The following is a 23,395-nucleotide window of genomic DNA, read 5'->3' as shown; positions in this document are numbered from 1 at the left end:
CGCACGATCAGCGCGCCACTGCCGACGCCGACCCTCCGGAACATCGCTGGTCTTCAAACTCCAGTCCGCCGTGGCCACGTCGCACACCTCCGAGATCAAAGTGTTGCGACGACCAGTTGAATCCACCTTGCGTGCCGTGGTCGGCATGGTGGACGAGTTCGCCGGGGGCGACCTCGCGGCTGGCCAGCGCGTACTCGAGCGAAGTGAGGACCAGGTCGGCGTCCGCGCGGGCGGACGTCTCCCAGGCCACGACTCTGCGGGAGAAGGCATCGCGGATCGCTGACAGCCACAGTGGCCCCTCCAGGGTGGGGATCATGGTCAGGTCGGTGACCCACAGCCGGTTCGGCGCGGGTGCCGTGAAGTCGCGTTGCACCAGGTCAGGGGCGAGGTCGGCGTCCGCGTCGCGGCGGGTGAAGCCCTTGCTCCTGCGAGGGCTGATCCCAGCCAGGCCGGCCTGGCGCATGAGCCGCTCGACCCGCTTGCGGCCGACGTGGACGCCCTCCCGCCTCAGGACGGCATGGACCCTGGGCGATCCGTAGATCCCGCCGGAGTCCTGGTGGATCTGCCGGATCTGCCCGGTCAGCTCGGTGTCCTGGCGGCGCCGTTCACAGGGTTGCTCCTCGGACCGGCGCCAGCGGTAGTAGGTGGAGGAGGGGATGTGCAGTTCCCGGAGTACGGGCTCGACCCCCAGGTGCGGGTGCTCGGTAAGGAGCGCGGTCACCTGGGCCGGGTCGGGTCGAGCTGCGCGGCGAAAAAAGCCGAGGCCGTCCGCAGGACCTCATTGGCACGGCGCAGTTCCCGCACCTCGCGCCGCAGCTGGGCGAGCTGTCCGATACATCCGCACCGCACGCTCACGCAACTCCAGCGGGTACTTCCTCGGGGCAGGCATCGTCAGGGCTCCTCTCATGAAACCCATCTGACCTGCTGTCACCTTTCCTCGCATCTCGGGGGAACCTGAGTGGTGGTGCGATCACCTTTCCTGCCTTCGACAGTTGGTAGCTGCAGTGCGGTACTGCTCCAGCATCGACGAAGGCGCTGGCATCATGCTGTCGATGAGCTGCAAGATACGCATGTCCGCGTCTGGCGTTCACCTGTTCGACCGCGTCTCTGGGGTGAACGTGCTGCTCGACGAGGTGCCTGTTCCCGCCGAGTTCGTCTCCCGTGCTCCGCGGTACCTGTCCGTCGCGCTGACGAACGCGTGCGAGCTCCACTGCGTCTACTGCTATGCGCCCAAGCATGCCGCTGCGCTCGACAGGGAGCTTGTGCTGGCGTGGGCGGCGGAACTCGACGCCGGGGGCTGCCTCGGTGTCGGCTTCGGAGGCGGGGAGCCGACTGCATACCGGCGCTTTGCCCAACTGTGCTGGGACATCACCAAGTCCACGTCCATGGCGGTGACCTTCACGACGCACGGGCACCGGCTCACACCCGAACTTGTCGATTCCCTACGCGAGTCCGTGCACTTCGTGCGCCTGTCCGTCGACGGGGTCGGAGCCACCTACGAGCGGCTTCGCGGCCGCCCGTTCGCGGCCGTGGTCCGCGCGGCCGGGTTGCTCGCCTCCCTCGCCCCGTTCGGTATCAATGCGGTCATCAACGCCGACACAATCGGCGACCTGGACGGCCTCGCCGTCTTCGCCGACGAGGTCGGCGCGTGCGAACTGCTGCTTCTGCCGGAGCAGCCGACCGCCGCAACCTCCGGCATCAGCGACGCCGATGCGCAGTGCCTCGTCGAATGGGCCGCGACCACCAGGACCGGCGTTCGGCTCGCCATCTCCCGGACCGGTCTCGAAGCCGCCCTGCCCACCGCGGAAACCATTCCCGGCGAACTTCCCCTCGACGCACACATGCACCTGGACGCGGCCGGAGTCCTGCGCCCCCATGCTTACTCACCGACGGGAGTACCGGTCGGTGCCTCCATCATGGAAGCCGCGCAGGCGCTGAGGGAGACACAATGAAGATCTGGAACGGCTACGGTTCGGAGCATTCGATGGACCTGGTTTGATCGGCCGGTTCCAGACAGTCACCGGCGCGCAGGCGGCGGCGGAGGGCATGGAGGCTCTGCGAGCCCTGGCCGAGGCCGCGTGGTCCGACGACGACTGGCGGAGTCATGACGAGCGCATGCCTCGCGAACTCGTTGACGAGCTGGTCAAGTTAAAGCTCTACGACCTGGGCCGGTCCGACGTTGACCTCTACGCTCTCGATCACAGCGTCACCCGTGAGGCGGAGACGGTCCGAGTCTGGACTGAGGAGTCCGACGTCCAAGGCTTTTTGAAGGTGCTCCTCCACTACGGCGCGAAGGTCGAGGTCTTCTCCCGCCACGCATGGAACGAGAACGGGAGCGAGCGGTCCGATGCAAGCAGTGGGAGCGACAGTGGATCTGACTGATCTGGCGCGCCTGCCCGGCGCCGTCGACCAGAACTTCGAAGCGCTCACGCGGGCCGTCGTCTCCCGCCGCTACGGGGCACTGGGCACGATGCGAGAGCGCCGCAACCAGCCGGGGGTCGAGTTCTACCTGCACGTCGACCATGCCGGCGACCTGGGCGATCCGGGCCGGGTCTGGGGGTGGTCGTGCAAGTGGTTCATCCTGAACAGCAGGAACGAGCTCAACGCGGGCCAGCGCACGCAGATCGAGGACTCCTTCACCCTGGCGATCAAGCACGTCGCTGGATTGACCGACTTCGTGCTGTGCCTTCCGCAGCGGCCCGCGAAGAGCGACGAGCAGTGGATTTACGGACTCGCCCGGCAGGGTGTCAAGGTCAAGCTGTGGTCCGCCGAGAACTTTGACGCCGAACTGGGCGGACACGACGAGCTTCGCTCCACCTTCTTCGGTGAACTCGCCCTCACTCCCGCGGCACTGGCGCGAGCTCATGAGCAGTCTGTGGCACCGATTGCGGCCCGGTGGGCCCCACAGCTGCACACCGCGCATCACGTGCAGCACCGCATCGAGCGAGCCCTGTTGCGCCCGGCCTCCTTCGCGTGGCTGCAACAGCGCACCGACGACGTCACAGCCCGGCTCCAGGCACTGCGCGCAGGACTCGCCGGCCTCGACGCCGCCACCCGTGAGGATGGCGAGAAGATCGCCGACGATGTGGCGAGGTTCGTCGACCACCTGCGCGCCGTCCTCGACGCGGGCAGGCACCTTCGACCCTGGGAAGTGCGCGAGCGCCTCGCCGACCAGCAGCCTCCGCGAACCTCTCCGCGGACACTGCGACATCTCGTGCTCAAGCTCAGGCAGCGCCACCTTCCCGAGGCGCCGCTCGTCACAGGTCTCGCAGCGGAGATCCGCGACATCGTTCAGTGGCTGACCGCGATGCAAGCGGACGCCGAAGCCCCGCTGCTCGCGGTTGTCGCCGCTGCCGGACAAGGCAAAACGCACCTCGCCGCGCAGATCACCTCGCAGGCAGACCAGCCAACGGCCGGGGTGTTCATCCAGGGAGCAAACCTGCACGCCAGCGACACTCTCGATGATTTCTCGCGACGGATCCCCGGGCTCAGGGTCGACCGCTTCGAGGACCTCCTGGAAGCGCTCAACTCGGCCGGAGCCCGCGCCGGCTGCCGGATACCGCTGGTCATCGACGGACTGAATGAGGCAGAGCGGCCCCTGCAGTGGCGGAACCTCCTCGCCAGGCTGGCACCGGCCCTGGACCGTTATCCCCACGTCGCGGTGATCGTCACCCTCCGCGAGGTGCTCGCCGACCAGATCCTCCCGCAGGCCACCGTGTCCCTGAAACTGAAGTGGCAGAGTGCGGAAGTCGACGACATCGTGCGCGTCTACTTCGGCCACTACCTCATCAGCCCGGCCGATGCCTGGCTCCCGTTCGACACTCTCCACAACCCGCTGTTCGTCCGCATGTACTGCGAGGCCACGAACCACGGCCGCCGGGAGCTGGTGGGAGCGGAGGCACTGCCTCAGTCCCTCATCGGCGTCTTCGAACGGTACCGCGAGGGTGTGACCGAGCGCCTCGCCCTGGACCCGGCCCGCATGCCGGTGCCGACCGACCAGATCAAGCGCCGCCTCGCCACTCTGGCAAGACACCTGTGGACGCACAACGTCCGTCGGCTCCCGTTCGACGAGGCGCGAGGAATCCTCGACGCCGGCCAACCGAACTGGGACGAAAGCCTTTTCCGGCGCCTCGTCGAGGAAGGAGTGATCTTCCGCGAGGAGATCAGGGGTTCCGACGACACCGAGTGCGGATTCGTCTTCGACCGCCTGGCCGGATACCTGATCGCCGACGCGATCCTGGTCCGCATGCCCTACGGAGACGTCAACGAGCAGCTAGCGGAGGCGGCTCTGTGGCAATCGCTCCTGGGCGAGCATGCGCACCCACTGGGCGAAGACGTCCTCATCTCCCTCATCTCACTGGTGCCACGCCGCTTCAGCGGACACCACCTGTGGCGCGTCACCCCGGCTGAGCACCATGCGTTGGTGCTCGCACAAGAACTCTCCACCGAGTCGCGCTTTCTCGACGACGAGACGGTCGACGCGCTCGCGGCCGCGCTCGTCACCGCCCGTCCCGGCACCAAGAGGGGACGTCCCGCATTCAGCCGCCTGTGGGAAGTCCGCAGGTCCGCGCCGCACCGCTTGAACGCCGCCTTTCTCGACCGGGTCCTGCGGCAACTGTCCCTCGCCCAGCGTGACCTGCGCTGGAGCGAATGGGCTCGAAGCCGGGCTTCGAATCGGCTCACGGCAGACCTGGCACGGGCAGTCGACGAGTGGACCAGGAGCAGCAGTCGCTCCGAGAGCGACGACCTGAACGCCCTGGCCATCAGCTGGCTGCTGACCTCCACGGACACGAGCATGCGGGACCTGGCGACCAAAGCCCTCCAGCGCTATGGCCGGCCCGAACCACAGCGGTTGTTCGGCCTCGCCGCCCGGATGCTCGACGTCGACGACCCCTATGTCGTCGAACGCATTGTCGCCGCGGCGTTCGGTGCGGCCAGCACCCACCAGATGCCCGATCCCGGCGGACCGCTGGAACAGGCGCTGAGGGACTGGCTGGTGCAACTGCGCGACCGTTTCCTGGACGGCGGGAGCACACCCACCTCGCATGAGCAGCTGCGCGGCTACGTGCGGGCCACCTACGAATTTGCCGGCGCCCTGCACCCCGCCGCCGTCCCGGACGGGGTCGATGTCTTCGCGCTGCAGTTCGCCGCCGTGGCGCCCGCCGAGGTGATGGAGGACGACGACCCCAACGCCGAGGAGTGCGATCGCACCTTCGGCATGGACTTCGAAAACTACATCATCGGGGGCGCCATCACCGGCAGGCGCAACTACGACTTCACGCACCCCGGCTTCCGCAAGGCCCGCGCCGAGGTCAGAGCCCGGGTGTGGGAACTGGGCTGGCGCGAGCAGGAATTCGGCAGCATCGACCAAGCCATCGCCGCGAACGCCGACCGCTCCCGCAGGAAGGTGGAGCGTTACGGCAAGAAGTACGGCTGGATCGCCTATCACGAAATGGTCGGCCGTCTCGTGGACACCGGCCAGTCGCCGTCGCCGTTCGAAGACGCGGAACGCCTGATGCCCGATATCGATCCGACTTTCCCTGAACGACCGCCGGTGGCGCCGATGCCCCTTCCGCTCTGGGCGCCCGCGGAGCCCACGGACGACCAAAAATGGCTCACGTCCGGAGCAGTTACGGTGCCGGACCAGCTGTGGTCACCCGAGGAGATCCATTCAGTGGACGGCGGCTGGCTTCTGGTCGAGGGGTATCTGAACCACCGCCGTGACGGGCGGACGGTGTTCGGGTTCTTCCGCACCCTCCTGCTTGAGCCACAGGACACGAACCTCGCACAACAGCTCGCCAACGAACGCTCGTATCCGGGCAACGCCTTCTTCCCATCGCTACCGACGGTCCGCGACGTACTGGCCTCGGAAATGCCGTGGAGTCCCAGGTTCGAGCGGACTTTCGACGATGCCCCGTACGCCGCCTCCTACCGCACACTGGGCCACGACGGACAGGACGACGGCATTAAGCCCGACCAGGTCGCCGTGGACTTCTCCCCCGACAGCAGTTCGGAGAACGGCCTCGGCGGGAGCTTTGACGTGCCCTCGTACGAGTTCGCCGCCCAATTCGGGCTGCGCCAACTGCCCGGGACCGTGGACCTCGTGGGCCTGGACGGCCAACGCGCCTCGGCAGTGTTCCGCGTGGACAAGCCCTGGCGCGGCCATCTGCTCTTCCTACGCCGCGATCTCGTCGAATCCTTCGCCGGCGATCGTCGGATCATGCAGGTGGCCTGGGGCGAGCGCGAAGTGAGCGCCGCCGACTGGCACTCCCTTCCGGCCTGGATGGACGCGGTGCACCAAAGCTACGGGCACATATGGCGCCACGTCCGGATACTCGATGCAGATCAGCCCAGCACCAAGAACTAACGGGACACACAACCGGGAGTCCGCGCCGGCAACATGGCGCCTCCCATCAGCACGCCAACCGGCACCACCGGAGATCTGCCCGCTCCCGCTCAAATCACAAAACAGCAGGTCAGAGGACCATTCCTATGGCCTTCTCATTTCAGCGCGCTGGGGATTCTCACACAGTGTCACCAGAACTTCTTACTCAACGTCATCACTTCTATGCCCCGACCAGCAGATACGTATGACATCAAGATGAGAACTACTGGTGACACCGAAATGAGAAGTCGCACCGCCCGCCACGGCCCAACCCGCCCCTTCACCGACGTCATCACCGACCTCGAAAGCGCCCTCGACCTCACCTCACACCGCCCCGGCACCCTCCCCCGCCACCATGCCTACCTCCACCAGCGCACCGCCGGCCGCATCGGAAGCCTCACCCGACTCATCCGCCAAGCAGCCATCACCGCCATCACCGACGGCACCGAAAAAATCACCAAAGCCGCCCTCGACGCGGTACAACTCGACCACCTCGCCGAACAACAAGGCCGCCCCACACGAAGGCGCTGACAGGCCCGACCAAGCGGCGGGTCCCGGTGGACCGGTTCAACCAGACCACCGTGCTGCACGCGCCCGCGAGATGCCCGGGTCGCTTCCGCAGCGTGCGGAATCAGCCGTACTCAGCCGTTCAGGAACCGGCACGGACCGATCGCTGCGAGACTCTGCCCGACAAAGCAGTCGCACCGAACGGGGACGTGTAGCTGTGGCCAAGGCGAAGAACCGCAAAGGGCATTACCGGGCAGGGCACTACGTGAAGCCGTCGTCGGCGTCCAGCCGGTGGAAGAAGCCGTCCACGGGCCTTGTCCTGGTGGTCGCTGTCGTGGCCATCGCCGGATGGAACACCCTGTTCGGCAACGAGTCCGACGACCCGGACACGACCCCCCGCCCCCAGCCGTCAACCTCCTCGGCCCCTGCCGTCTCCGGTCAGTGACCCCGCTGCCGGCGGAACGCCGACAAACGCCCCGGCCATGCCCTTTTCCTCTCGGGCTCGCCACCCCCGGCGGAGGCCGTGCCCGCCGCCCGGGCTGACGAGGTCTCCGCGCGCAGCTGCTGCCATACGGCCTGCCACTGCGTGATCTGATCGTCGGGAACGCCGCAGGCCGAGAGGTAGGCGGCCGTTGTGCTCCACGTGGCGGGAAGCGTGCCGCGGTTGAGCAGACGGCTGACAGCACCGGCCGATATACGCCCGGCCGAGCGCTCACTGACCGCCTGCTGGGTCAGACCGCTCACCACGCGTACATCCGCCAGAGCGGTGAAGAACCCCGTGACCGTACGAATCGCACGCGGATCCGGCCACGGACGCCCCGCAGTGTTCCCACCAAGTACAGCAGTGACGGGTGCGGCGGGCAGAGCCGCGTGATTGCGTCCGAGCGCGACCTGAGCGCCGCTGTTACGGTCCCGGGCCTGCGGAACAGGGTGCCCCCGCGCTTCCAGCGTCACACGCACGTGCCGGTAGACAGCCGCGAGATCCAGCAGCGCGGGACCGCCCGGTATCCCACGGCGCAGCGTGTCGAGCAGCACCCCGGTGAAAGCCGTATACGTCTGCCCCACCGGCGCCAGCGCGGTACGGGTCTCAGCCGCAGCCGCCAAGAGAAAACTGCCCTCCACCGCGGCCTGGTCGGCAAGCCCCAACTCGGCACTCATCCTCCCCAGCGCCAGGCCGCTGTAGCAGCAGTCCAGGATCACCACATGACGCTCCGCCCGGGAATCCAGAAGAAGAACCTGACGCAACCAGTCATACGGCAGACCGGTCTCCACACGGCCGAACTCGGTATGCGGCAGGGCCAGACAGAGCTGATCCTGCGCATCGACCAGGCCGTGCCCGGCGAAGTAGACCACCAGCGTGTCAGTGGCTTCGGCGGCCGCCTGCCTCACCGCCCCCACCACCGTGTGCGCGGCCACCGGATCCTCGACAACGGTCACATGCCGGGCAGGCAACTGCAAAGACAACGGGCCGCGCAGGAGATCGCCCAGGGCCTGCAGATTGTTCGAAACAGCCGGCAACTGCTCCAGATACTCATAGCGGCCCGTGCCCACCAGGACCGCCCGCGAGGCCCCCGGATCGGGCAGCACGCTCACCGATCGCCGCCCTCATCACCCTCGGCGGCATCAAGCGCCCGGACCGCCCGCTCGATCTCCTCCTGCGAACAGTCCGTCAGAACGACGACCGTCTCCCCCCGGCGGATCTCCACCCGCGGCCGCTGCGGCCGGGACTGCCGCCACGCCACCACCGCCAGCACGAACGACGCCGCACTCCACCCATTCCCCGTCACCAGCTGCAGCACATCAAGCCCCGTGCCCATCTCCCCCGGCCCAGGCACACCAGCCTCTATCCCGACCACGGCAGACCGGCGCACCTCAGGATCCGCACGCAACCAGCCCTGCAAGGACCGCAACTCCCCCGCAGCCGACCCGACTCGAACCTCTAACCGCACCCCGTCCTCCTCTGATCCGTGCACCCGACCCGACGACAATGCACACCGATCAAGAAAACCGCTACAGGGCAACACCCCCACGCTGACCAGGCAAGACAGCCCTGAACAGGCAAAACAACAACCGAGGCTTTAGACGCAGAAGCTACCCACAACACCCCAGCTATTCCCACTGCAACCCACACAACCCCAGGTCACAGCACCCACAGCCCACCAGACCCAGTTCTCAACCAACCACCAACACCACAGCTCACACACCACCCCACACACCAACTACCCCACGCCGCAGCGACAGCTGCGTCACGTCTGGGGTGACACACGACGTGGCAGAGGTAAATGCCGACCTGAAGGTCAGAAGTACTGACCAGGGAGCGGCGCTGCCCGGGCGTGCCTTCAGCGAAGAGCCACGTCGTGCTTGAGGAACCAGCTGATCTCGAACGGAGTCTGTTCGGCGAGGTCGAACAAGGGGTCCAGGACGCCGTCGTACATCGGATCCGTGCCCAAGGGACTGTTCTCGCTCAAGAGGCAGGCCGCGGCTTCCTGTTCGGACATCGGTTTGTTCTCCTTCAGCGCCCTGATTGACACGCTGACGCTGTCCAGCGCCCGGAGTAGCTGCTGCCGGTCCTCGCCGGCCCTGTACGCGCTCGATGGCCGAGTAGGTCTCTCGCCCGTTGCCCAACCTTGCCTGTGCTCTGCCCTCTTGGGCCGTTGCCTGAATCAGCGCGGACTTTCCGGCTGGCTATGGGGTGCTCGGGATGTCGTGAGCCAGCCGGTCGGCTAATTGGCTGGTTCCCCCGGGCCGCGCTCAACTCGCCTTAGCTTCAAGACTCATGACGCGTAGCTCGCTACGCCTCACTCATTACACTTAAGACGCGTGCACCATGAGGAGAGCCGATCATTGTTGCTCGAAGAAAAGTTGGCGACCCACTCGCCTGGTGGCAAATACCCCATGAGTCGGCCAGTGAACCCTTGCTCTGTCCAGAGGTAAATTTGTCGGTCAGAGCGATTCCAGATGGAGGTGACCTTGTCCCTCATGTAGTCTCCGACATCGGAGCGGGTAGTCTGAGGAGTGAAGACATACTGCCCCTCGAAATTACTGTCACCCCAAATGCACACGTCTCCCTTGGGGCAGTCTTCGGCATCGGCGGCTGCCGGTGTTCCTCCCGTAATAATCGTGGCTGCCGTTAAGCACGCCCCTACCATTACGCTAGTAATCAGATTTGTTTTCATTTCGTTCCACCCTTCTTCGTCGGTCTCTTGTGCATGGATCTCCGCTTTGCGGGTTAAGATTGCCATGCCCAACTCATGTTTGCGTCTCTTTACCCCGATTCCTTATCGGATTCGCAACAGACGTGTCACTGAGTCGGGGCCCTCTTCGTCCACCGCGGCGCGGTACCGGTGGTCAACTCGGTCCGGACCGCGTGAAGTTGCCGGGCAGCCGCGCAGTGACACGGCCGCCGCGCCTCACGTGGTCGAGGAGGGCGGCCACGGTGTCAGCCGGGGTCGTCCTGAGGTTCAACCTCTGTGGCAGCCCGTTGCGTTCGCGGCCTTCGCCCGGCTCGGCCGACTGTGCCTGCCCGTCATGTCGAGACCCACTCCCCGTGCCCCCCATAGTCGGGTCAACCGGTCGTCGGAAGACCCATGCCGAACAGCATGGCGGCTGCCAACCTTTTTCGTCAATGAACCGGAAAAAAGATCCAGCCCCCCCGGTCGCCCCTGTCACCAGGGCGCGTGCGTTCCCACCTGGCAGGACGCGGTCGAGTGCGTGGTCGAGGTGTGACCGGTATTGATCGGTGGCTCCGGCGGTGTCGGCCCGGCCGTTAGGCGGACCAAGTCGCCGCGCGGGTGCGTCAGCGGTTGGCAGGGGTAGGAAGCCGTGCCGCCAAGGTGGCGGCGAACTCTTCCGCGCGGGCGAGCTGGGTACGGAGCTTTTCCACCTGCTCGACGGCTTCTTGCTCGTAGCCGCGTACGCGCTCGATCAGGGCTTCGCGCTCGTCGGTGGTGATTTCCACGTCAGAATCGAGGCGGTCGGTGGCGTCCAGGAGGTCGCGCATCTGGTCGAGAGTGAAGCCGAGCGGCTTCATGCGGCGGATGACCATCAGGCGGGCGACGTCGGCTTCGGTGTAGAGGCGGAATCCGCCCTGTGAGCGGGCCGAGGGGATGACCAGGCCGGTCTCCTCGTAGTGCCGGATGGTGCGCAGCGACAGCTCGGTCCGCGCGGCGACCTCGCCGATCTGCATGTGCTCGCTGTTCACGCGGCGCCTTCCTCTTCTGTCGCCAAGGCCACAGGCGGCCTACATCGATCTCTACCGTAACGTTAGGGTAGAGTAAATGATCGTCGGGGTCGGTTCCGTGTCGTCCCCGCCTTTTATGGTGCGGGATCGTTCCCGTGACCGTCAGCCGTGTCGGGGCCGAGGACGCCCCCCGGCGAAGACCGATGCCTGCAGGAGAGAGCGTGCGCATGCCCATGATGCCCAGCGCCGCCGCCTGCCCGCCGTGACCCTTCGCCCCTGAAGCAGCGCCGGAGCCCTTGCTCGTACCCGCTGCGCGTTTCGAAGTTCAGCCCGCCGTACGCGGGCTCCGCGGACGGCCACCCGGCCCTCCGGCGCCTTCCCGCACGCCCCGCACCACGGCTGGGCGTGCCCGAGAACGACAGGTATCTGTTCTTGTCTACGTCTGCACTGTCCCCGGCCGCGCGGCTGCGCGGCCTCAAGCCCGACTGGTTGAACGACCCGAAGGTCTGGCGCACTGAGGTCTTGGCTGGCCTCGTCGTCGCCCTCGCGCTGATCCCCGAGGCAATCTCGTTCTCGATCATCGCGGGAGTCGATCCCGCCATCGGCTTGTTCGCGTCCTTCACGATGGCTGTGACCATTTCCATCGTCGGCGGGCGGCGCGCGATGATCTCCGCCGCGACCGGTGCCATCGCGCTGGTCATCGCTCCGCTCAACCGCGAACACGGCCTGGGCTACTTGATCGCTGCAGTCATCCTGGCCGGCGTCTTCCAGGTCCATTCTCGGCGGGCTCGGCGTTGCGAAGCTGATGCGGTTCGTGCCGCGCTCGGTGATGGTGGGCTTCGTCAACGCCCTCGCCATCCTGATCTTCATGGCGCAGGTCCCCGAGATGCACGACGTGCCCTGGCCCGTCTACCCGCTGATCATCGGCGGGCTTGCCCTCATGGTTTTCTTCCCAAAGGTCACCAAGGTGATCCCGGCACCGCTGGTGTCGATCGTCATCCTCACGGTCATCACGGTCGCGGCCGGGATCGCGGTGCCGACCGTCGGCGACAAGGGCGAACTGCCCTCCTCACTGCCCGTCCCCGGCCTGCCCGACGTGCCGTTCACCCTGGACACCCTGACCACCATCGCCCCCTACGCGCTCGCCATGGCGCTGGTCGGCCTGATGGAGTCCCTGATGACCGCCAAGCTCGTCGACGACATCACCGACACTCACTCCTCGAAGACGCGCGAGTCCATCGGTCAGGGCATCGCCAACATCGTCACCGGCTTCTTCGGCGGCATGGGCGGCTGCGCCATGATCGGCCAGACGATGATCAACGTGAAGGTGTCCGGTGCCCGTACCCGCCTGTCGACGTTCCTGGCAGGCTCGTTCCTGATGGTTCTGTGCATCGTCTTCGGCCCGGTCGTCTCCGACATCCCCATGGCCGCGCTGGTCGCTGTGATGGTGATGGTGTCTTTCGCTACCTTCGACTGGCACTCCATCGCCCCCAAGACGCTGAAGCGGATGCCCACCGGCGAGATCGCCGTCATGGTCATCACCGTGGCGTGCGTGGTCGCCACCGACAACCTCGCCATCGGCGTCGTCGTCGGCTCCGTCACCGCCATGGTCATCTTCGCCAAGCGCGTCGCCCACCTCGCCAACGTCACCGGGGTCACCGACCCCGACGGCACCGGCGTGGTCTACTCCGTGACCGGTGAACTGTTCTTCGCCTCCTCCAACGACCTGGTCAGTCAGTTCAACTACGCCACCGACCCCGACAAGGTCGTCATCGACCTGAGCGCCGCCCACATCTGGGACGCCTCCTCCGTCGCCGCCCTCGATGCGATCGAGACCAAGTACGCCCAGCGCGGCAAGACCGTCGAGATCATCGGCCTGAACCAGCCCAGCGCCCAGATCCACCAGAAGCTCAGCGGCGAACTAACCAATCACTGACACCTCGATCGAGGGGGCAGGGCCCGACTGTCCGGGCCCTGCCCCCTCACGCTCTACGCCTCCGAAGAACCGCGATAGGTGCCGAAGGTCCACAGGTTGCCCTCGGGATCTTCAACCGTGCACACATACGCGGCAGCTCCCGAACCGAACCGCGTTTCGTGCGGCGCCTCCAGCACCACGCCACCTGCGGCCAGCGCACGCCGATGCACCGCATCGATCTCGTCACTCACCACATAGACGGCGCTCGATCCAGCCCGCATACGGCCATGCACGCTGTCGGTATGCCGCGTCGAGCCGAAGACCAGCGCACCCCCGCCTGGCCACCGAAGCTCCGCATGTGCAACCTGTCCGTCATCCCCCCGCGCAACGACCTGCTGCGTGAACCCCAGCACATCGCCCAGGAACGTCAACGCCGCGTCCGTGTCGTCATAGTGCAAGACCGGCCATACCGAGGAAACAGAAGCACCAAGAGGCATGCCGAGCATCGTAGGCAAACGACCGGCCACCGTGAGAGTGCACCCACACTGCCGTAGATCCTTATGAGCAAGGCCGCCCCGGTGAGGCGAAGCTCTCGGTAACTGCACGAGTCGCACGGCGTGTTGGGGCCCACAGGGTGAGGCGCATGCCGAACCTCTGCTTCTTCCTGATCGGGCGAGGTCACTGCGCACCGTGCCTAGTGGGACTGTAAGACGTTCGGCCCTGTCTCACATTCGGTGGTGACGGAGAGTCGTGAGGGTCGTTGACGTTCGTGCGAAGGATGTCAACGAGCTTGTGCAGACGGTGTTTTCGGGTCTTTCCCCGCTGGTCGTCGAGGATGTGGTCGACGAAGGTGAGCGGATCGTGGTGCGGGCACGAACTCCGCGGGTCACTGCGGTCTGCCCGGTGTGCGAGGCCCCGTCGGTACGCGTGCACGGCTATCACTGGCGGACAGTCGCGGACGTGCCGGTCGATGAACGACGGGTGGTGGTCCGTGTGCGAGTGCGGCGTCTGGTGTGTCCCACGCGCGACTGCCGCCACACCTTCCGCGAACAGGTGCCCGGCGTCCTGGACCGGTACCAGCGGCGGACGACCCGCCTGACCAGGCAAGTCAAAGCCGTGGTCAAGGAGTTAGCGGGCCGGGCCGGGGCACGTCTGCTGGCGATATTGGCGGTGAGCCTGTCGCGTCACACGGCCCTGCGCGCCCTGCTGCGGATTCCGTTGCCCACCGGGCGGGTGCCTCGTGCGATCGGCGTCGACGACTTCGCGCTGCGCCGGCGGCACCGCTACGCCACCGTGATCATCGATGCCGAGACTCATGAGCGGATCGACGTGCTGCCCGACCGCACCGCCGACACCCTGGAGGCGTGGCTGTGCGAGCATCCGGGGATCGAGATCGTGTGCCGTGACGGCTCGGCGACCTATGCTGAGGCGATCCGGCGCGCTCTGCCTGACGCGGTGCAGGTCGCGGACCGGTGGCATGTGTGGCACAACCTGTGCGAAGCCGCTCTGAGCGAGGTCAAGGCGCACAGCGCCTGTTGGGCCACCGTGTTGGACGCGCCCATTTACGACGGGCCCCGCGCCCAGACCACCCTGGAACGCTGGCACCAGGTCCACGGGCTGCTCGACCAGGGCGTCGGCTTGCTCGAGTGCGCCCGCCGTCTCCAGCTGGCCCTGAACACCGTCAAACGCTACGCGCGGGCCGATCGGCCTGAGCGCATGCTCCGCGTCCCCAAGTACCGCGCCAGCCTCGTCGACCCCTACCGCGAGCAGCTGCGCAAACGCCGAGCCGATGACCCCGGCGTCCCCGTCAAGCACCTCTTCGAAGAGATCAAAGCCCTCGGCTTCACGGGCTGCCTGAACCTCCTGCACAAGTACATCAACCAGGGCCGCGCGGACGCCGACCGCAGCCATATCTCCCCGCGCAGGCTCGCCCGGATGCTGCTGACCAGGCCCGACAACCTCAAGGCCGAGCAACACGAGCTCCTGGCCAAGCTCACCACCGCCTGCCCCGAGATGACCCAACTGGCCGCCGGTATCAGGAACTTCGCCCCACTCCTTACGCCGCACGCCGACAACGCCGATGCGCTCACGCGCTGGATCGCCCAAGTCCGAGCAGCCGACCTGCCCCATCTACATGCCTTCAGCCGGGGCCTGGACCGGGACGTCGACGCCGTGATCGCCGGGCTCACGCTTCCGTACAGCAACGGCCCCACCGAGGGCGTCAACACCAAGACCAAACGGATCGCACGCCAGATGCACGGACGAGCAGGCTTCACCCTGCTTCGGCACCGCATCCTCCTCGGATAGCGGCACGCTCCGTCACCACCGAATGTGAGACAGGGCCACTCGTTTGACAGTCCCCGTCGATGCCGGTTGGCAAGGGGCCGAGTTGGTCGGGGTCGGCCAGTTCGGTCAAGCCGTGCACCGCGCGCGTCCCTACGGTCTGCTCGAGAGCCAGGCGGCATGAGGCCAGGCCCCAGTCGTTGGCGCCCATCGAGCCGGACCAGTCGGCAAGGACATACAGCTGCCGATCGCGGTCGCGGCCGACGCCGATGACTCCCGTCTCGTCGCCGACGGTGGGCTCTCCGCTGGCGGGGTCCATGGCGACGACAATGCGCGCCATGTCCACGCCGCCGACCTGCCGGCTTCCCACGGGCAGTCAGGCCGGTGCCGGCAGCAGAAGACTCTGAGCCAGCTGCCCTAGGTGTTGCGGGACGTGAGGTTGTTGACGCCTGAGTAGGTCTTCACGTCGTCGTATCGATGAGTGCTGGAAGGTTGCGGTGTGCCCGGACGTTGCCTCCAGGTATGAAGATCGGCGAAGCTTCCAGAGTCAGCGGCGTGAGCGCGCGATCGTTGCGGCACTACGAGGATGAGGGCTTGATCGTCCCCGGTCGTTGCAGCAATGGGTTCCGCGACTACTGCCCGTCCACTATCGACCGGGTGCTCGTCATCCGCTCGCTGCTGGAGTCCGGGTTGCCCGTGCGGTTGATCAGGGAATTTCTGCTCAGCCTCACTGACGGACCTGATGTAGGCATGGATGTGGTGCGCGCGGAGTTCCTGCACGAGGTGCAGAGCTATCGTGATCGGCTCGCTGCACGTATCGCCGTTCTCAGCGATCAGCAGGCGGCACTCGATGCCTACTTACGAGAGGCCCGTCGCACGGGCCTATGACCGCTGTTTGACCTTGACATAAGTGTGAGACTTCTACCTTTCGTGCATGGAGATCAACGAGCAGCAGCACAGAGCTGAGCAGACGGTACGAGCACTGGTCCAGCGGTCGCACCGGGGACTGGAGGATCTGACCCTCACGGCCGATCAGCGCCGCCTCACCCCTGGGCCCGGCGAGTACCTGATCCGGGTGGGCGCCGCCGGAGTCAACTTTGCTGACGTCATGCAGACTCATGGCACTTACGCAGGAGGCCCGCAGGCGCCCTATGTGGCGGGCTTCGAAGCCGCTGGCGAGATCGTGGGCATCGGCCCGGACGTCGAGAGCCCGCTTCGGCTCGGCACCCACGTCGTCGGAGCTGGCCCGGGTGCCTTCGCGCAGTACATGACGATGCCGGCCGCAGGTGTACTCCGCGTGCCTTCCGGTTGGAGCGACGCCGAGGCCCTCGGCCTGGTGCTGAACTGGGCCACCGCCTTGGCGGCACTGAAGCCGTTGGGCGAGATCAAGACTGGTGACGTGGTGCTCGTTCATGCCGCGGCCGGAGGCGTGGGGCAGGCCGCCGTCCGCCTCGCACGCCACTACGGTGCACGCGTGATCGCCACGGCGTCACCGACCAAGCACGACACCGTCAGAGCGCTCGGCGCCGACGCAGTCCTGGACAGCACACGCCCCGATCTGGCCGAGGAGATCACCCGCCTGACCGGCGGTGTCGACCTGGTCCTGGCCTGGAATCGGTGGGACAGGCCACGTTCACGGTCAGCCTGTCGGTCACCAAACCCTTCACAGGACGTGTCGTCGTGTTCGGTGCCGCTTCCGGCGACGCCACTCTGACCACCCACGACCTGGTCTTCACCCACCATGTGCAAGTCAAGGGTCTTCACATCGGAGCGCTGGCGGACGCAGCCCCGTCCCTCTACCAGTCGTTGCTCGTCGAGATCGAGGCACTCATCGCCCAAGGCGTATACCCGCCCGGCACCCCCCAGGTTCACCCCCTGGCCGAGGGGCCGGCAGTGCTGCGGCAACTCCAAGCGGGTCAGACCTGCGGCAAGCACGCCCTCGATCCCTGGCGCTAGGGACGCCTGTGACTCTCCGCAGTGCTCCGCTGTCCCCCGATGGGCGGTTGCGCCCCGTACAACGCTGCCAGAACCGCCCGATCGCCCACGTGGCGGCCGAGATGGGCATCTCCCGTGCGTGCGCGTCGAAAGTCAAAATTGGTCGACCGCTGCCGTCGGCGCGGTGGACTCGCTCTGCTGGACCGTTCCTCAACACCCCAACGCGAGCCGACCGCGACCGGCCCGGACATCGTGGCCAAGATCGAGGTACTCCGCCGAGCCGAGAAGTGGTCGGCGTCCCGGATCGCATCGCCAGGGCGGACCGGCTGGATACGGCTGGACACAAAGGCTCCTCGTGATCAGCCCCGTGCATCGGCGGGGCGGGTTCTGCATGCTATCGAGCGATCCCGCCCGTGACGTCCCTCCGAACCGTCCACTCCTACGCCGCCCATCCGGGGCTCAGCTCCACGAGCTGGGCGCGCTGTTCCCGGGTGGGCTTGGCCCGCCGGGTCGTGGGAGCGGGGGATCTGCGGAAGGAGTTGGTGTGGTCGGGCACGTTGCTAGGTAGTTGGCGGGTCCGATGGAAGCAGTGACTGGGTACGTGCCGACGCCGCTCCACGCGGAAACTACCGGCGGAGGAATCTTTCGATCACTGTCGCCAGGGCCTCTGGGCTCCCATCCGGGGCGAAGTGGCCGGCGTCGTTGAAGACCTGGAGCTCGGCGTTCGGATACCACTGCAGCCAGGTGGACCGCATGGTGTCGGGGCCCATCGCCGGGTCGTTCGCACCAGCCACGACAAGCACCGGGGTCGGATTTCCCTCGAGCCGCTCGTGGATGTCGGAGCCACGGGTCCAGGATTCGAGGTACGAGCGCAGGGCAGCAGGCGAGGAGCGTCCCGAGCCGCTCACCCTGGCATCCAGCCATGCATCGTCGTGCCGACTGCCGGTGGTGACATCGAAGATCGTCCTGCGGCTGCCGGAATCCTCCACGGCCCCGACGAACAGCTCCCACATCTCCCCTTCGAGCGGGAACCCAGACGCGGGTACCGGCGAGATGCCGACGATCGAGCGGACCCGCGAGGGGGCGTCCAGCAACATCAGCTGGACCGCCTTGCCGCCCATGGAGTGACCGATGACCGAGAAGGTGTTCCAGCCGAGGTCGTCGGCCACGGCGAGGGCGTCCGCCGCGACCTCCTCCATCGTGTACGTGCCGGGGGTGTGCATCGCCTCGCCGTACCCACGGCAGTCCACGAACGCGTAACTGAACGCGCTCCCGTCCAGGTACCGCCGCATGTGGCCGAAGCTCGACCTGTCGCTGAGCCAGTGGTGGAGTGCGAGGACCCGCTCCGGACCGCTGCCCTGTACCTCGTACGGAATTACGCGTCCTTCTACATGGCCTGTCACAACGCTGGGCCTTCCCCTCGGGGCCGGGCCCTGAATCCCGTCGGCTTGAGGCCTCGCTCCAACGGCGTAGCAGCGCGAGCGGGCGACCGAAGGCGTCGCAGGCCAGATGAATCTTGCCGGTCAGGCCACCCGGTCGCCCAGGCGCTTGCTTACCCGCGCCTCGCCGGTGTTGGCCAGGAAGCACACCAGCGGGTGGGACCCGAACCCGCCCTTGTATGTGGGTGCGGCTGTCATCGCCGTGCTGAACAAGTACGCCTGCGTGCGGACAGCTCGGCGTGGCAGGGATGGCTGCGGACCAGAAGCCGTGAGGACCATGGACTTCACGGCGTTCTGCTTGGTCTTGCCGGAGGCGAACTTGTCCCGGTCCTTGCGACCCGCGGCCCGGCGTCGCACACGGATCTCCGTGCCGTCGATGATCCCGGTCCGACCGTCGGCGCCCAGGTGCTCGATGACCTCAGCGAGACTGCACAGCCGGATGCCCGGCGCGACCGTTGGCGCGGGTGATGGTGGAGCGGTCCACACCGAACCAGCAGGCCACCACGTCATGAGTAGTGCCATGACGCAGATTCACCAGGGTGGCCAGCAGCCGGTCGACGAAGACGAATTGCGCTTTGCTCCGGCTCCCACAGCCCGCCACCGCGGGCGAGCCGTGAGTCGAGCCTGGTGCTGCTCGTGCCACAACGGCCCCACCTCAGCGATGAGTTCACCGATCACATCCTGCGACAGCCCAGTGACCCGGTACGCCGCCACGATCAACTCACGCGCCCCAGCCTCCACCATGCACAGTGCAACGAGCCGCCAGGGCACCGAGCCACGGCCAACCGTGCACGAGGTCGTTACACCAAGACATCCTCGAAAACTTCCAGCTGAGTCCAGCGCCTGGCCGCGCGAACCGCTCGCGGCAGCCTGTCGGCCGGCTGGCAACGGCCCCAGGTCCAGACCCGTGACATCAGCGATGTCGGCGACAGGCACCTGAAACGTACGAAAGGCTCCCAGCGGGGGAGGATCCCCCGCCCTCGCCGCTTCAGCCAGGGCTCGTTGAGCAGCATCCCGGGTGAGGTCGGGGCTTTGATCAAGTACGTATTGATCAGAAACTCAAAGGGTTCTCGTTGAGGGTGTAGCGGACGTGGGGACCGTGGAAGTAGCCGCGGACGATGTGGGGCTGGCGTTGGCGTCTGCGGAAGAACCGGCGGGTCTCGGCCGCGAGTTGGTCCTGGTTCCGGGCCCGGTGGCTCTTGGGGAGACTGTGCTTGAGGTCCGCGTTGACCAGCTCGTCTGGGTTCAACTCGGGCGAGTACGGCGGCAGGTAGTGGAGCTCGATCTCCTCGGCGTGGTGGGCGAGCCAGTCCCCAACCTTCTTCGAGCGGTGCGCGGAGTGCCCGTCGGCCACCAGGTGGACCTTGCGGTCGAAGTGGCCGACGAGGCGCTCCAGGAAGCGGCACATCACCTCGGAGTCGAAGCTCTCGGTGAAGACCATGAAGTACATCCGGCCCTTCGTGCTGATCGCGGACATCGCGTTGACGGAGAACCGGTTGCCGGTGCGGCGCACGATGGGCGTGCGGGCCTTCTCGCCCCAGGTCCGGCCGGTGACCTGATCGGAGCGGACCCCGACCTGGTCGGCGAAGAGGATCTCCCCTCCGTCGGCCTTCGCCCTGGCGCGGATCGCCGGCCAGGTCTGCTCGTGCCAGCGGGCCACCTTCTCCGGATCCTGCTCCACAGCCCGCTTGTCGGGCCGCTGGAAGGAAAGTCCCCACCGCTTCAGGTACTTGCCGACCCCGGGCTCGCTCAGCCGCACCCGGTACAGCTTCGCGATCAGGTCACCGACCAGCCTCCGCGTCCACAGCTGCCCCACCAGGCCCACATCGCACGGACGGTGATCGAGCACCGCTTGCCGCACCGCGGCCTGTTCCGCCTCACCCAGCACCTGATGCACGCCCACCGGGCGGCCCTTCGGCCGCGCGAGCAACGCGTCCCGGCCCCCGGCCTGCCACTTCACCCACCAGTTGTCCACGGCCTTCAACGACACCCCGAAGATCGCCGCAACATTCTCTGCGTCCCGCCCCGCCACCAGCGCGGCCACGGCCCGAAGACGCAGCACCTCCTGCGCCGACGGCAACAGATGCCGCGCGTCCCCCACCAGATCACTCACACCCAGCTCAACGACCCAGAACCACAAGCGTTTCGGATCAATATGCCGTAGACGCCAGGTCGCCGTCCTGCATAAACGCCGCGACCTTCCAGAAGCGAAGCGGTACCTGGATGCCGCGGTAGGGCGGATCGGAGTCCTCCAGGACCGCGCCAGTGAACACCGCGAGCTTGCGGTATTGAGAGAAAGTTGGCCAGGACGCCATTGATGACCGACGGTCGCGGTCTGTCGTTCGAGCTCCCACCTGTCGCGCCCACCTCCCAGGACACGACCGGCATCCCGGGCTCCACGGAGAAGGAGGACAAGCTCGGCACGGCCGTCTCGCTGACGGATCTCTCGGGCAGGGGCAGTCGAGACCACCTCCTCCTCGGCACGGAGGGCGAGGACACGGGCAACGGGACGCTGCTGTACCTGCCCGCCAGCAGCTCGGGCCCTCCCTGTCCAGGACGGCGTACTACGGCGTCACTCGGCCGGGTACGCCGACGGGGGCGCGCCCGGGCCAGGTATTGACCCCGTAAGCGACGGCGGCGTCGCATCGTGACGCAGGCCGGCCTCCGCGCGAACGGGACCCCGGGCTTTTCCGCGTCCAGACACAGCAGCCGAAGCGATCCGTTGCCCGCGAAGCAGCGGCGGGCCTCGTCGATCGGGTCCCACAACCGCCCGTCGGGAGTGCGAATCCAGTGGTCGCCGCTCGTCGCCCACCACTCGGCTCCCGTCCGACGCACGATCACCTCACCCGCGTATGCGCCCAAGTCGCGCAGCAAGGACTCCACGGTGGCGTACGGCGTCGCCCTGTCCCGGCGTATCTCCTCGATCGCCCGGTCGACGCTCCACAGACTCTGCGGCGAGTAGTCGAGCCGCGGCTGTGCTCCTTCCCTCATCGTCGCGGCCGCGTTCGCCGCCCACCGCAGGGGCTTCGTCGCAGCTGAAGGCCTGGTTGTTTGCTGTGCAGTCACACTCGCAAGAGCGCGGTCCAAAGGCGATCCGTCACGCGGAAACGCGGCGTGTGCCCGACCCGCTCAGGACCATCGCGGACGGTCACAGGAAAACCCCGGAGCGCCGGACTGCGCGTACGCCTACGAGGGGGGCGGACATCAGGTGAGCGGAGACCGTCGACCGCATCGACGCGCTGTTTCTCGCGGACTCCACCGCCTGGAAGACGCAACCAGCCACCCATCGCCCGGCCCCTGAGGCCCGCGACCGCGGGCTGAGCGTCCAACTTGGGCCGCGTCCACTCCCCTCGGCGGCTGCGCATCGAACAGACCTCCGGCCGCACCAACCGCGACAGCACCTACCTCGCCTCCGCCCCCGACACCAACCTCCCGCCTCCTGGCATGGATAAACGAACACCACACAGGCCCGACGCCACTTCCGCGCCAGCGCCGTCGCCGGCCGCCCGGGCGGTCCCCCCTTCCTCGCCTTCCACCGGCGAGGACCCTGCGGGCAGCAGCCCAGTCCCATCGTCGAAGACGACGACCGAGTCGGCGCTGCCGCCGCACGGTGAAGGAGTGGCCGGCGATCGGGCCATTCCAACAAGCCCGGTTTTGGTCCGCTTGCCGACGACTCCCGGCGGACCTCAAAGCCCTGGCACATTGCCATGACGATCCTGAGGTTGTGGTGGCCTGCCCAAAACGGGATTGGCGGCCCAGGCTGAGCTCCGGCCTCTGGACGCGACGTGATCCATGGGGCTTCCCGTGCATCATGAAATTGCTGGTCACGGGTCTGGGGTGCGCGGGGTGCGGGATGCTCGTGCTGGTCGTGGGCGGATGACTTCGGTGAAGATCGTCAGTCACCGGGAAACCTCGCGGTTCGTGAGGACGAGCAGGGACCTGACCAGGGCGGTCGCCCACGTCGGGTCGGTGCGGACCTTGCCGAGCACGCGCCAGTTCTTGAGCCCTGCGTACTTCATGTTGCACAGGTCTCACTGGTACGCGATGCCGGGTACGCCGCAGACCTACCGGACCGGGCCTGTCAACGGCCATCTTGAAGCGGCTCATCCAAGATTTCCGTGAAGCCGGTCGATGCCTCCGTGCGCCCGTGGCGCTCCCTAACCCTCTGTTCGACGCTGGGAGCGTGTGATGCGCTGATGAAGACGCTCCTTCCGCATCTGGTGCTGTCTCGGTAGTGGCGGAGCCCGATCCGCGTGGTCGAAAGATTGATCACGACATCACACAGGCCCTAGCGGGCAGGCGGCGTGTGATCACACCGCCTGAACTACCGAAGCCGGGCGGGGAATTGCGGCTGTGAGGTGAAGGGGCGGTCGGGTAATCCGGCGGGTCATGAGCGTGATCGCGGCGAGCGTGAGCATTGCTTCGGAGTGCTCGGGACGGGTCTCGTAGTGTCGACGGATCGCGTGGGCACGCTGGTACGCATGACCACGGAAGCCTGCGAACGGACTGCCGCGCACCGAGTTCCGAACGCATTCCGTTAGGGGCTCTTATCGGCTCCTGGCGCTCGTAGCGCACGACGGCTTCGCCCAGGTGCCGCTTCAACTGGGTCAGCAGGTCGGTGTTCGGGCTCGAGATGAAAGCACGCTTGGTCAGTGGGTCGGGGTCGTAGGAGGACACGTACACCCCTTCGCGCTGCGGGATGAGTTCGCTGTCGAGATCATCCGTCACGGCGAACCGGGGTCCCGCCCTCC

General features: G+C 66.9%; 22 protein-coding genes and 4 pseudogenes. 12 read left to right on the top strand and 14 right to left on the bottom strand.

The window, feature by feature from the left end; all coding sequences use genetic code 11:
• Positions 1–7: 7 nt before the first annotated feature.
• Positions 8–721 carry an IS3 family transposase gene (locus tag G6048_RS34325; protein WP_165343497.1) on the bottom strand — a complete coding sequence of 238 codons (714 nt, stop codon included), beginning with the start codon at positions 719–721 and terminating at the stop codon, positions 8–10.
• A 331-nt stretch (positions 722–1,052) separates the two neighbouring features.
• Here G6048_RS34325 and G6048_RS34320 point away from each other — a divergent pair, with 331 nt between their 5' ends.
• From G6048_RS34320 to G6048_RS34300, 5 genes and pseudogenes are all read left to right on the top strand, one after another.
• Positions 1,053–1,952, top strand: coding sequence for a radical SAM protein (locus G6048_RS34320; RefSeq protein WP_165343496.1), 900 nt, complete (start codon positions 1,053–1,055; stop codon positions 1,950–1,952).
• A gap of 43 nt (positions 1,953–1,995) precedes the next feature.
• Positions 1,996–2,382, top strand: a complete 387-nt coding sequence (locus G6048_RS34315; RefSeq protein WP_165343495.1) for a DUF6375 family protein — start codon at positions 1,996–1,998, stop codon at positions 2,380–2,382.
• The gene (locus G6048_RS34310; RefSeq protein WP_165343494.1) at positions 2,369–6,367 is read left to right on the top strand and encodes an NACHT domain-containing protein; all 3,999 of its coding nucleotides are present in this window, start codon (positions 2,369–2,371) and stop codon (positions 6,365–6,367) included. Before G6048_RS34315 ends, G6048_RS34310 begins: the two co-directional genes overlap by 14 nt.
• Positions 6,368–6,640: 273 nt before the next feature.
• A pseudogene (locus tag G6048_RS34305) lies at positions 6,641–6,916 on the top strand (ATP/GTP-binding protein); the annotation flags it as partial.
• Positions 6,917–7,109: 193 nt separating this feature from the next.
• Complete coding sequence (locus G6048_RS34300) at positions 7,110–7,337, top strand: hypothetical protein (RefSeq protein ID WP_165343483.1); 228 nt, start codon at positions 7,110–7,112, stop codon at positions 7,335–7,337.
• On the opposite strand, the gene G6048_RS34295 is transcribed toward G6048_RS34300, so the two are convergent.
• The 5 genes from G6048_RS34295 to G6048_RS34275 all read right to left on the bottom strand — a co-directional run bounded on the left by G6048_RS34295 (position 7,331) and on the right by G6048_RS34275 (position 11,093).
• Positions 7,331–8,485, bottom strand: a complete 1,155-nt coding sequence (locus tag G6048_RS34295; RefSeq protein WP_165343493.1) for a caspase family protein — start codon at positions 8,483–8,485, stop codon at positions 7,331–7,333. The genes G6048_RS34300 and G6048_RS34295 overlap by 7 nt on opposite strands.
• Positions 8,482–8,841, bottom strand: coding sequence for an effector-associated constant component EACC1 (locus tag G6048_RS34290; RefSeq protein WP_165343492.1), 360 nt, complete (start codon positions 8,839–8,841; stop codon positions 8,482–8,484). Before G6048_RS34290 ends, G6048_RS34295 begins: the two co-directional genes overlap by 4 nt.
• Before the next feature lie 390 nt (positions 8,842–9,231).
• Positions 9,232–9,390 carry a hypothetical protein gene (locus tag G6048_RS34285; RefSeq protein ID WP_165343491.1) on the bottom strand — a complete coding sequence of 53 codons (159 nt, stop codon included), beginning with the start codon at positions 9,388–9,390 and terminating at the stop codon, positions 9,232–9,234.
• A 300-nt stretch (positions 9,391–9,690) separates the two neighbouring features.
• Positions 9,691–10,041, bottom strand: a complete 351-nt coding sequence (locus tag G6048_RS52035) for a peptidase inhibitor family I36 protein (RefSeq protein WP_408056200.1) — start codon at positions 10,039–10,041, stop codon at positions 9,691–9,693.
• Between the two features lie 647 nt (positions 10,042–10,688).
• A complete protein-coding gene (locus tag G6048_RS34275) occupies positions 10,689–11,093 on the bottom strand; it encodes a MerR family transcriptional regulator (RefSeq protein WP_165343489.1) in 405 nt (134 codons plus the stop codon).
• Between the two features lie 411 nt (positions 11,094–11,504).
• Between G6048_RS34275 and G6048_RS34270 the strand changes: the two are divergent.
• Positions 11,505–13,008: pseudogene (locus tag G6048_RS34270) on the top strand (SulP family inorganic anion transporter).
• 53 nt (positions 13,009–13,061) lie between these two features.
• Here the strand turns inward: G6048_RS34270 and G6048_RS34265 are convergent.
• Positions 13,062–13,484 carry a VOC family protein gene (locus tag G6048_RS34265; protein ID WP_165343488.1) on the bottom strand — a complete coding sequence of 141 codons (423 nt, stop codon included), beginning with the start codon at positions 13,482–13,484 and terminating at the stop codon, positions 13,062–13,064.
• Between the two features lie 253 nt (positions 13,485–13,737).
• On the opposite strand from G6048_RS34265, the gene G6048_RS34260 reads away from it, so the two are divergent.
• A complete protein-coding gene (locus G6048_RS34260) occupies positions 13,738–15,294 on the top strand; it encodes an ISL3 family transposase (RefSeq protein ID WP_456243425.1) in 1,557 nt (518 codons plus the stop codon).
• On the opposite strand, the gene G6048_RS34255 is transcribed toward G6048_RS34260, so the two are convergent.
• Entirely contained in the window at positions 15,260–15,589 is a 330-nt protein-coding gene (locus tag G6048_RS34255; protein ID WP_206342456.1) for a hypothetical protein, read from the bottom strand. The genes G6048_RS34260 and G6048_RS34255 overlap by 35 nt on opposite strands.
• A gap of 203 nt (positions 15,590–15,792) precedes the next feature.
• Here G6048_RS34255 and G6048_RS34250 point away from each other — a divergent pair, with 203 nt between their 5' ends.
• From G6048_RS34250 to G6048_RS50230, 4 genes and pseudogenes are all read left to right on the top strand, one after another.
• Positions 15,793–16,158, top strand: a complete 366-nt coding sequence (locus tag G6048_RS34250) for a MerR family transcriptional regulator (RefSeq protein ID WP_165343486.1) — start codon at positions 15,793–15,795, stop codon at positions 16,156–16,158.
• 46 nt (positions 16,159–16,204) lie between these two features.
• Positions 16,205–16,984 (top strand): alcohol dehydrogenase catalytic domain-containing protein, encoded by a 780-nt coding sequence (locus tag G6048_RS34245; protein ID WP_235990680.1) that lies wholly within the window; start codon positions 16,205–16,207, stop codon positions 16,982–16,984.
• On the top strand, positions 16,951–17,226 hold the full coding sequence (locus tag G6048_RS50235; protein WP_235990678.1) for an MDR/zinc-dependent alcohol dehydrogenase-like family protein: 276 nt from the start codon (positions 16,951–16,953) through the stop codon (positions 17,224–17,226). The genes G6048_RS34245 and G6048_RS50235 overlap by 34 nt, the downstream gene beginning before the upstream one ends.
• An 8-nt stretch (positions 17,227–17,234) precedes the next feature.
• A pseudogene (locus G6048_RS50230) lies at positions 17,235–17,517 on the top strand (IS481 family transposase); the annotation flags it as partial.
• A 314-nt stretch (positions 17,518–17,831) separates the two neighbouring features.
• Here the strand turns inward: G6048_RS50230 and G6048_RS34240 are convergent.
• From G6048_RS34240 to G6048_RS34225, 5 genes are all read right to left on the bottom strand, one after another.
• Complete coding sequence (locus G6048_RS34240) at positions 17,832–18,608, bottom strand: alpha/beta fold hydrolase (RefSeq protein ID WP_165343485.1); 777 nt, start codon at positions 18,606–18,608, stop codon at positions 17,832–17,834.
• A gap of 120 nt (positions 18,609–18,728) precedes the next feature.
• Entirely contained in the window at positions 18,729–19,166 is a 438-nt protein-coding gene (locus G6048_RS51585) for a hypothetical protein (RefSeq protein ID WP_328827803.1), read from the bottom strand.
• On the bottom strand, positions 19,063–19,287 hold the full coding sequence (locus G6048_RS51580; RefSeq protein ID WP_328827792.1) for a helix-turn-helix domain-containing protein: 225 nt from the start codon (positions 19,285–19,287) through the stop codon (positions 19,063–19,065). Before G6048_RS51580 ends, G6048_RS51585 begins: the two co-directional genes overlap by 104 nt.
• Positions 19,288–19,695: 408 nt before the next feature.
• The gene (locus G6048_RS34230; RefSeq protein ID WP_328827790.1) at positions 19,696–20,757 is read right to left on the bottom strand and encodes an IS630 family transposase; all 1,062 of its coding nucleotides are present in this window, start codon (positions 20,755–20,757) and stop codon (positions 19,696–19,698) included.
• A 37-nt stretch (positions 20,758–20,794) separates the two neighbouring features.
• The gene (locus tag G6048_RS34225; RefSeq protein ID WP_235990692.1) at positions 20,795–20,917 is read right to left on the bottom strand and encodes a DNA/RNA non-specific endonuclease; all 123 of its coding nucleotides are present in this window, start codon (positions 20,915–20,917) and stop codon (positions 20,795–20,797) included.
• Positions 20,918–20,961: 44 nt separating this feature from the next.
• On the opposite strand from G6048_RS34225, the gene G6048_RS34220 reads away from it, so the two are divergent.
• Positions 20,962–21,264, top strand: a complete 303-nt coding sequence (locus tag G6048_RS34220) for a hypothetical protein (RefSeq protein ID WP_165343484.1) — start codon at positions 20,962–20,964, stop codon at positions 21,262–21,264.
• 65 nt (positions 21,265–21,329) lie between these two features.
• On the opposite strand, the pseudogene G6048_RS50215 reads toward G6048_RS34220, so the two are convergent.
• A pseudogene (locus G6048_RS50215) lies at positions 21,330–21,710 on the bottom strand (hypothetical protein); the annotation flags it as partial.
• Positions 21,711–23,395 lie beyond the last annotated feature (1,685 nt).

It is taken from the genome of Streptomyces ureilyticus (assembly GCF_011045025.1).
Classification (GTDB): domain Bacteria; phylum Actinomycetota; class Actinomycetes; order Streptomycetales; family Streptomycetaceae; genus Streptomyces; species Streptomyces ureilyticus.
This window is presented reverse-complemented; position numbering and strand designations above follow the sequence as displayed.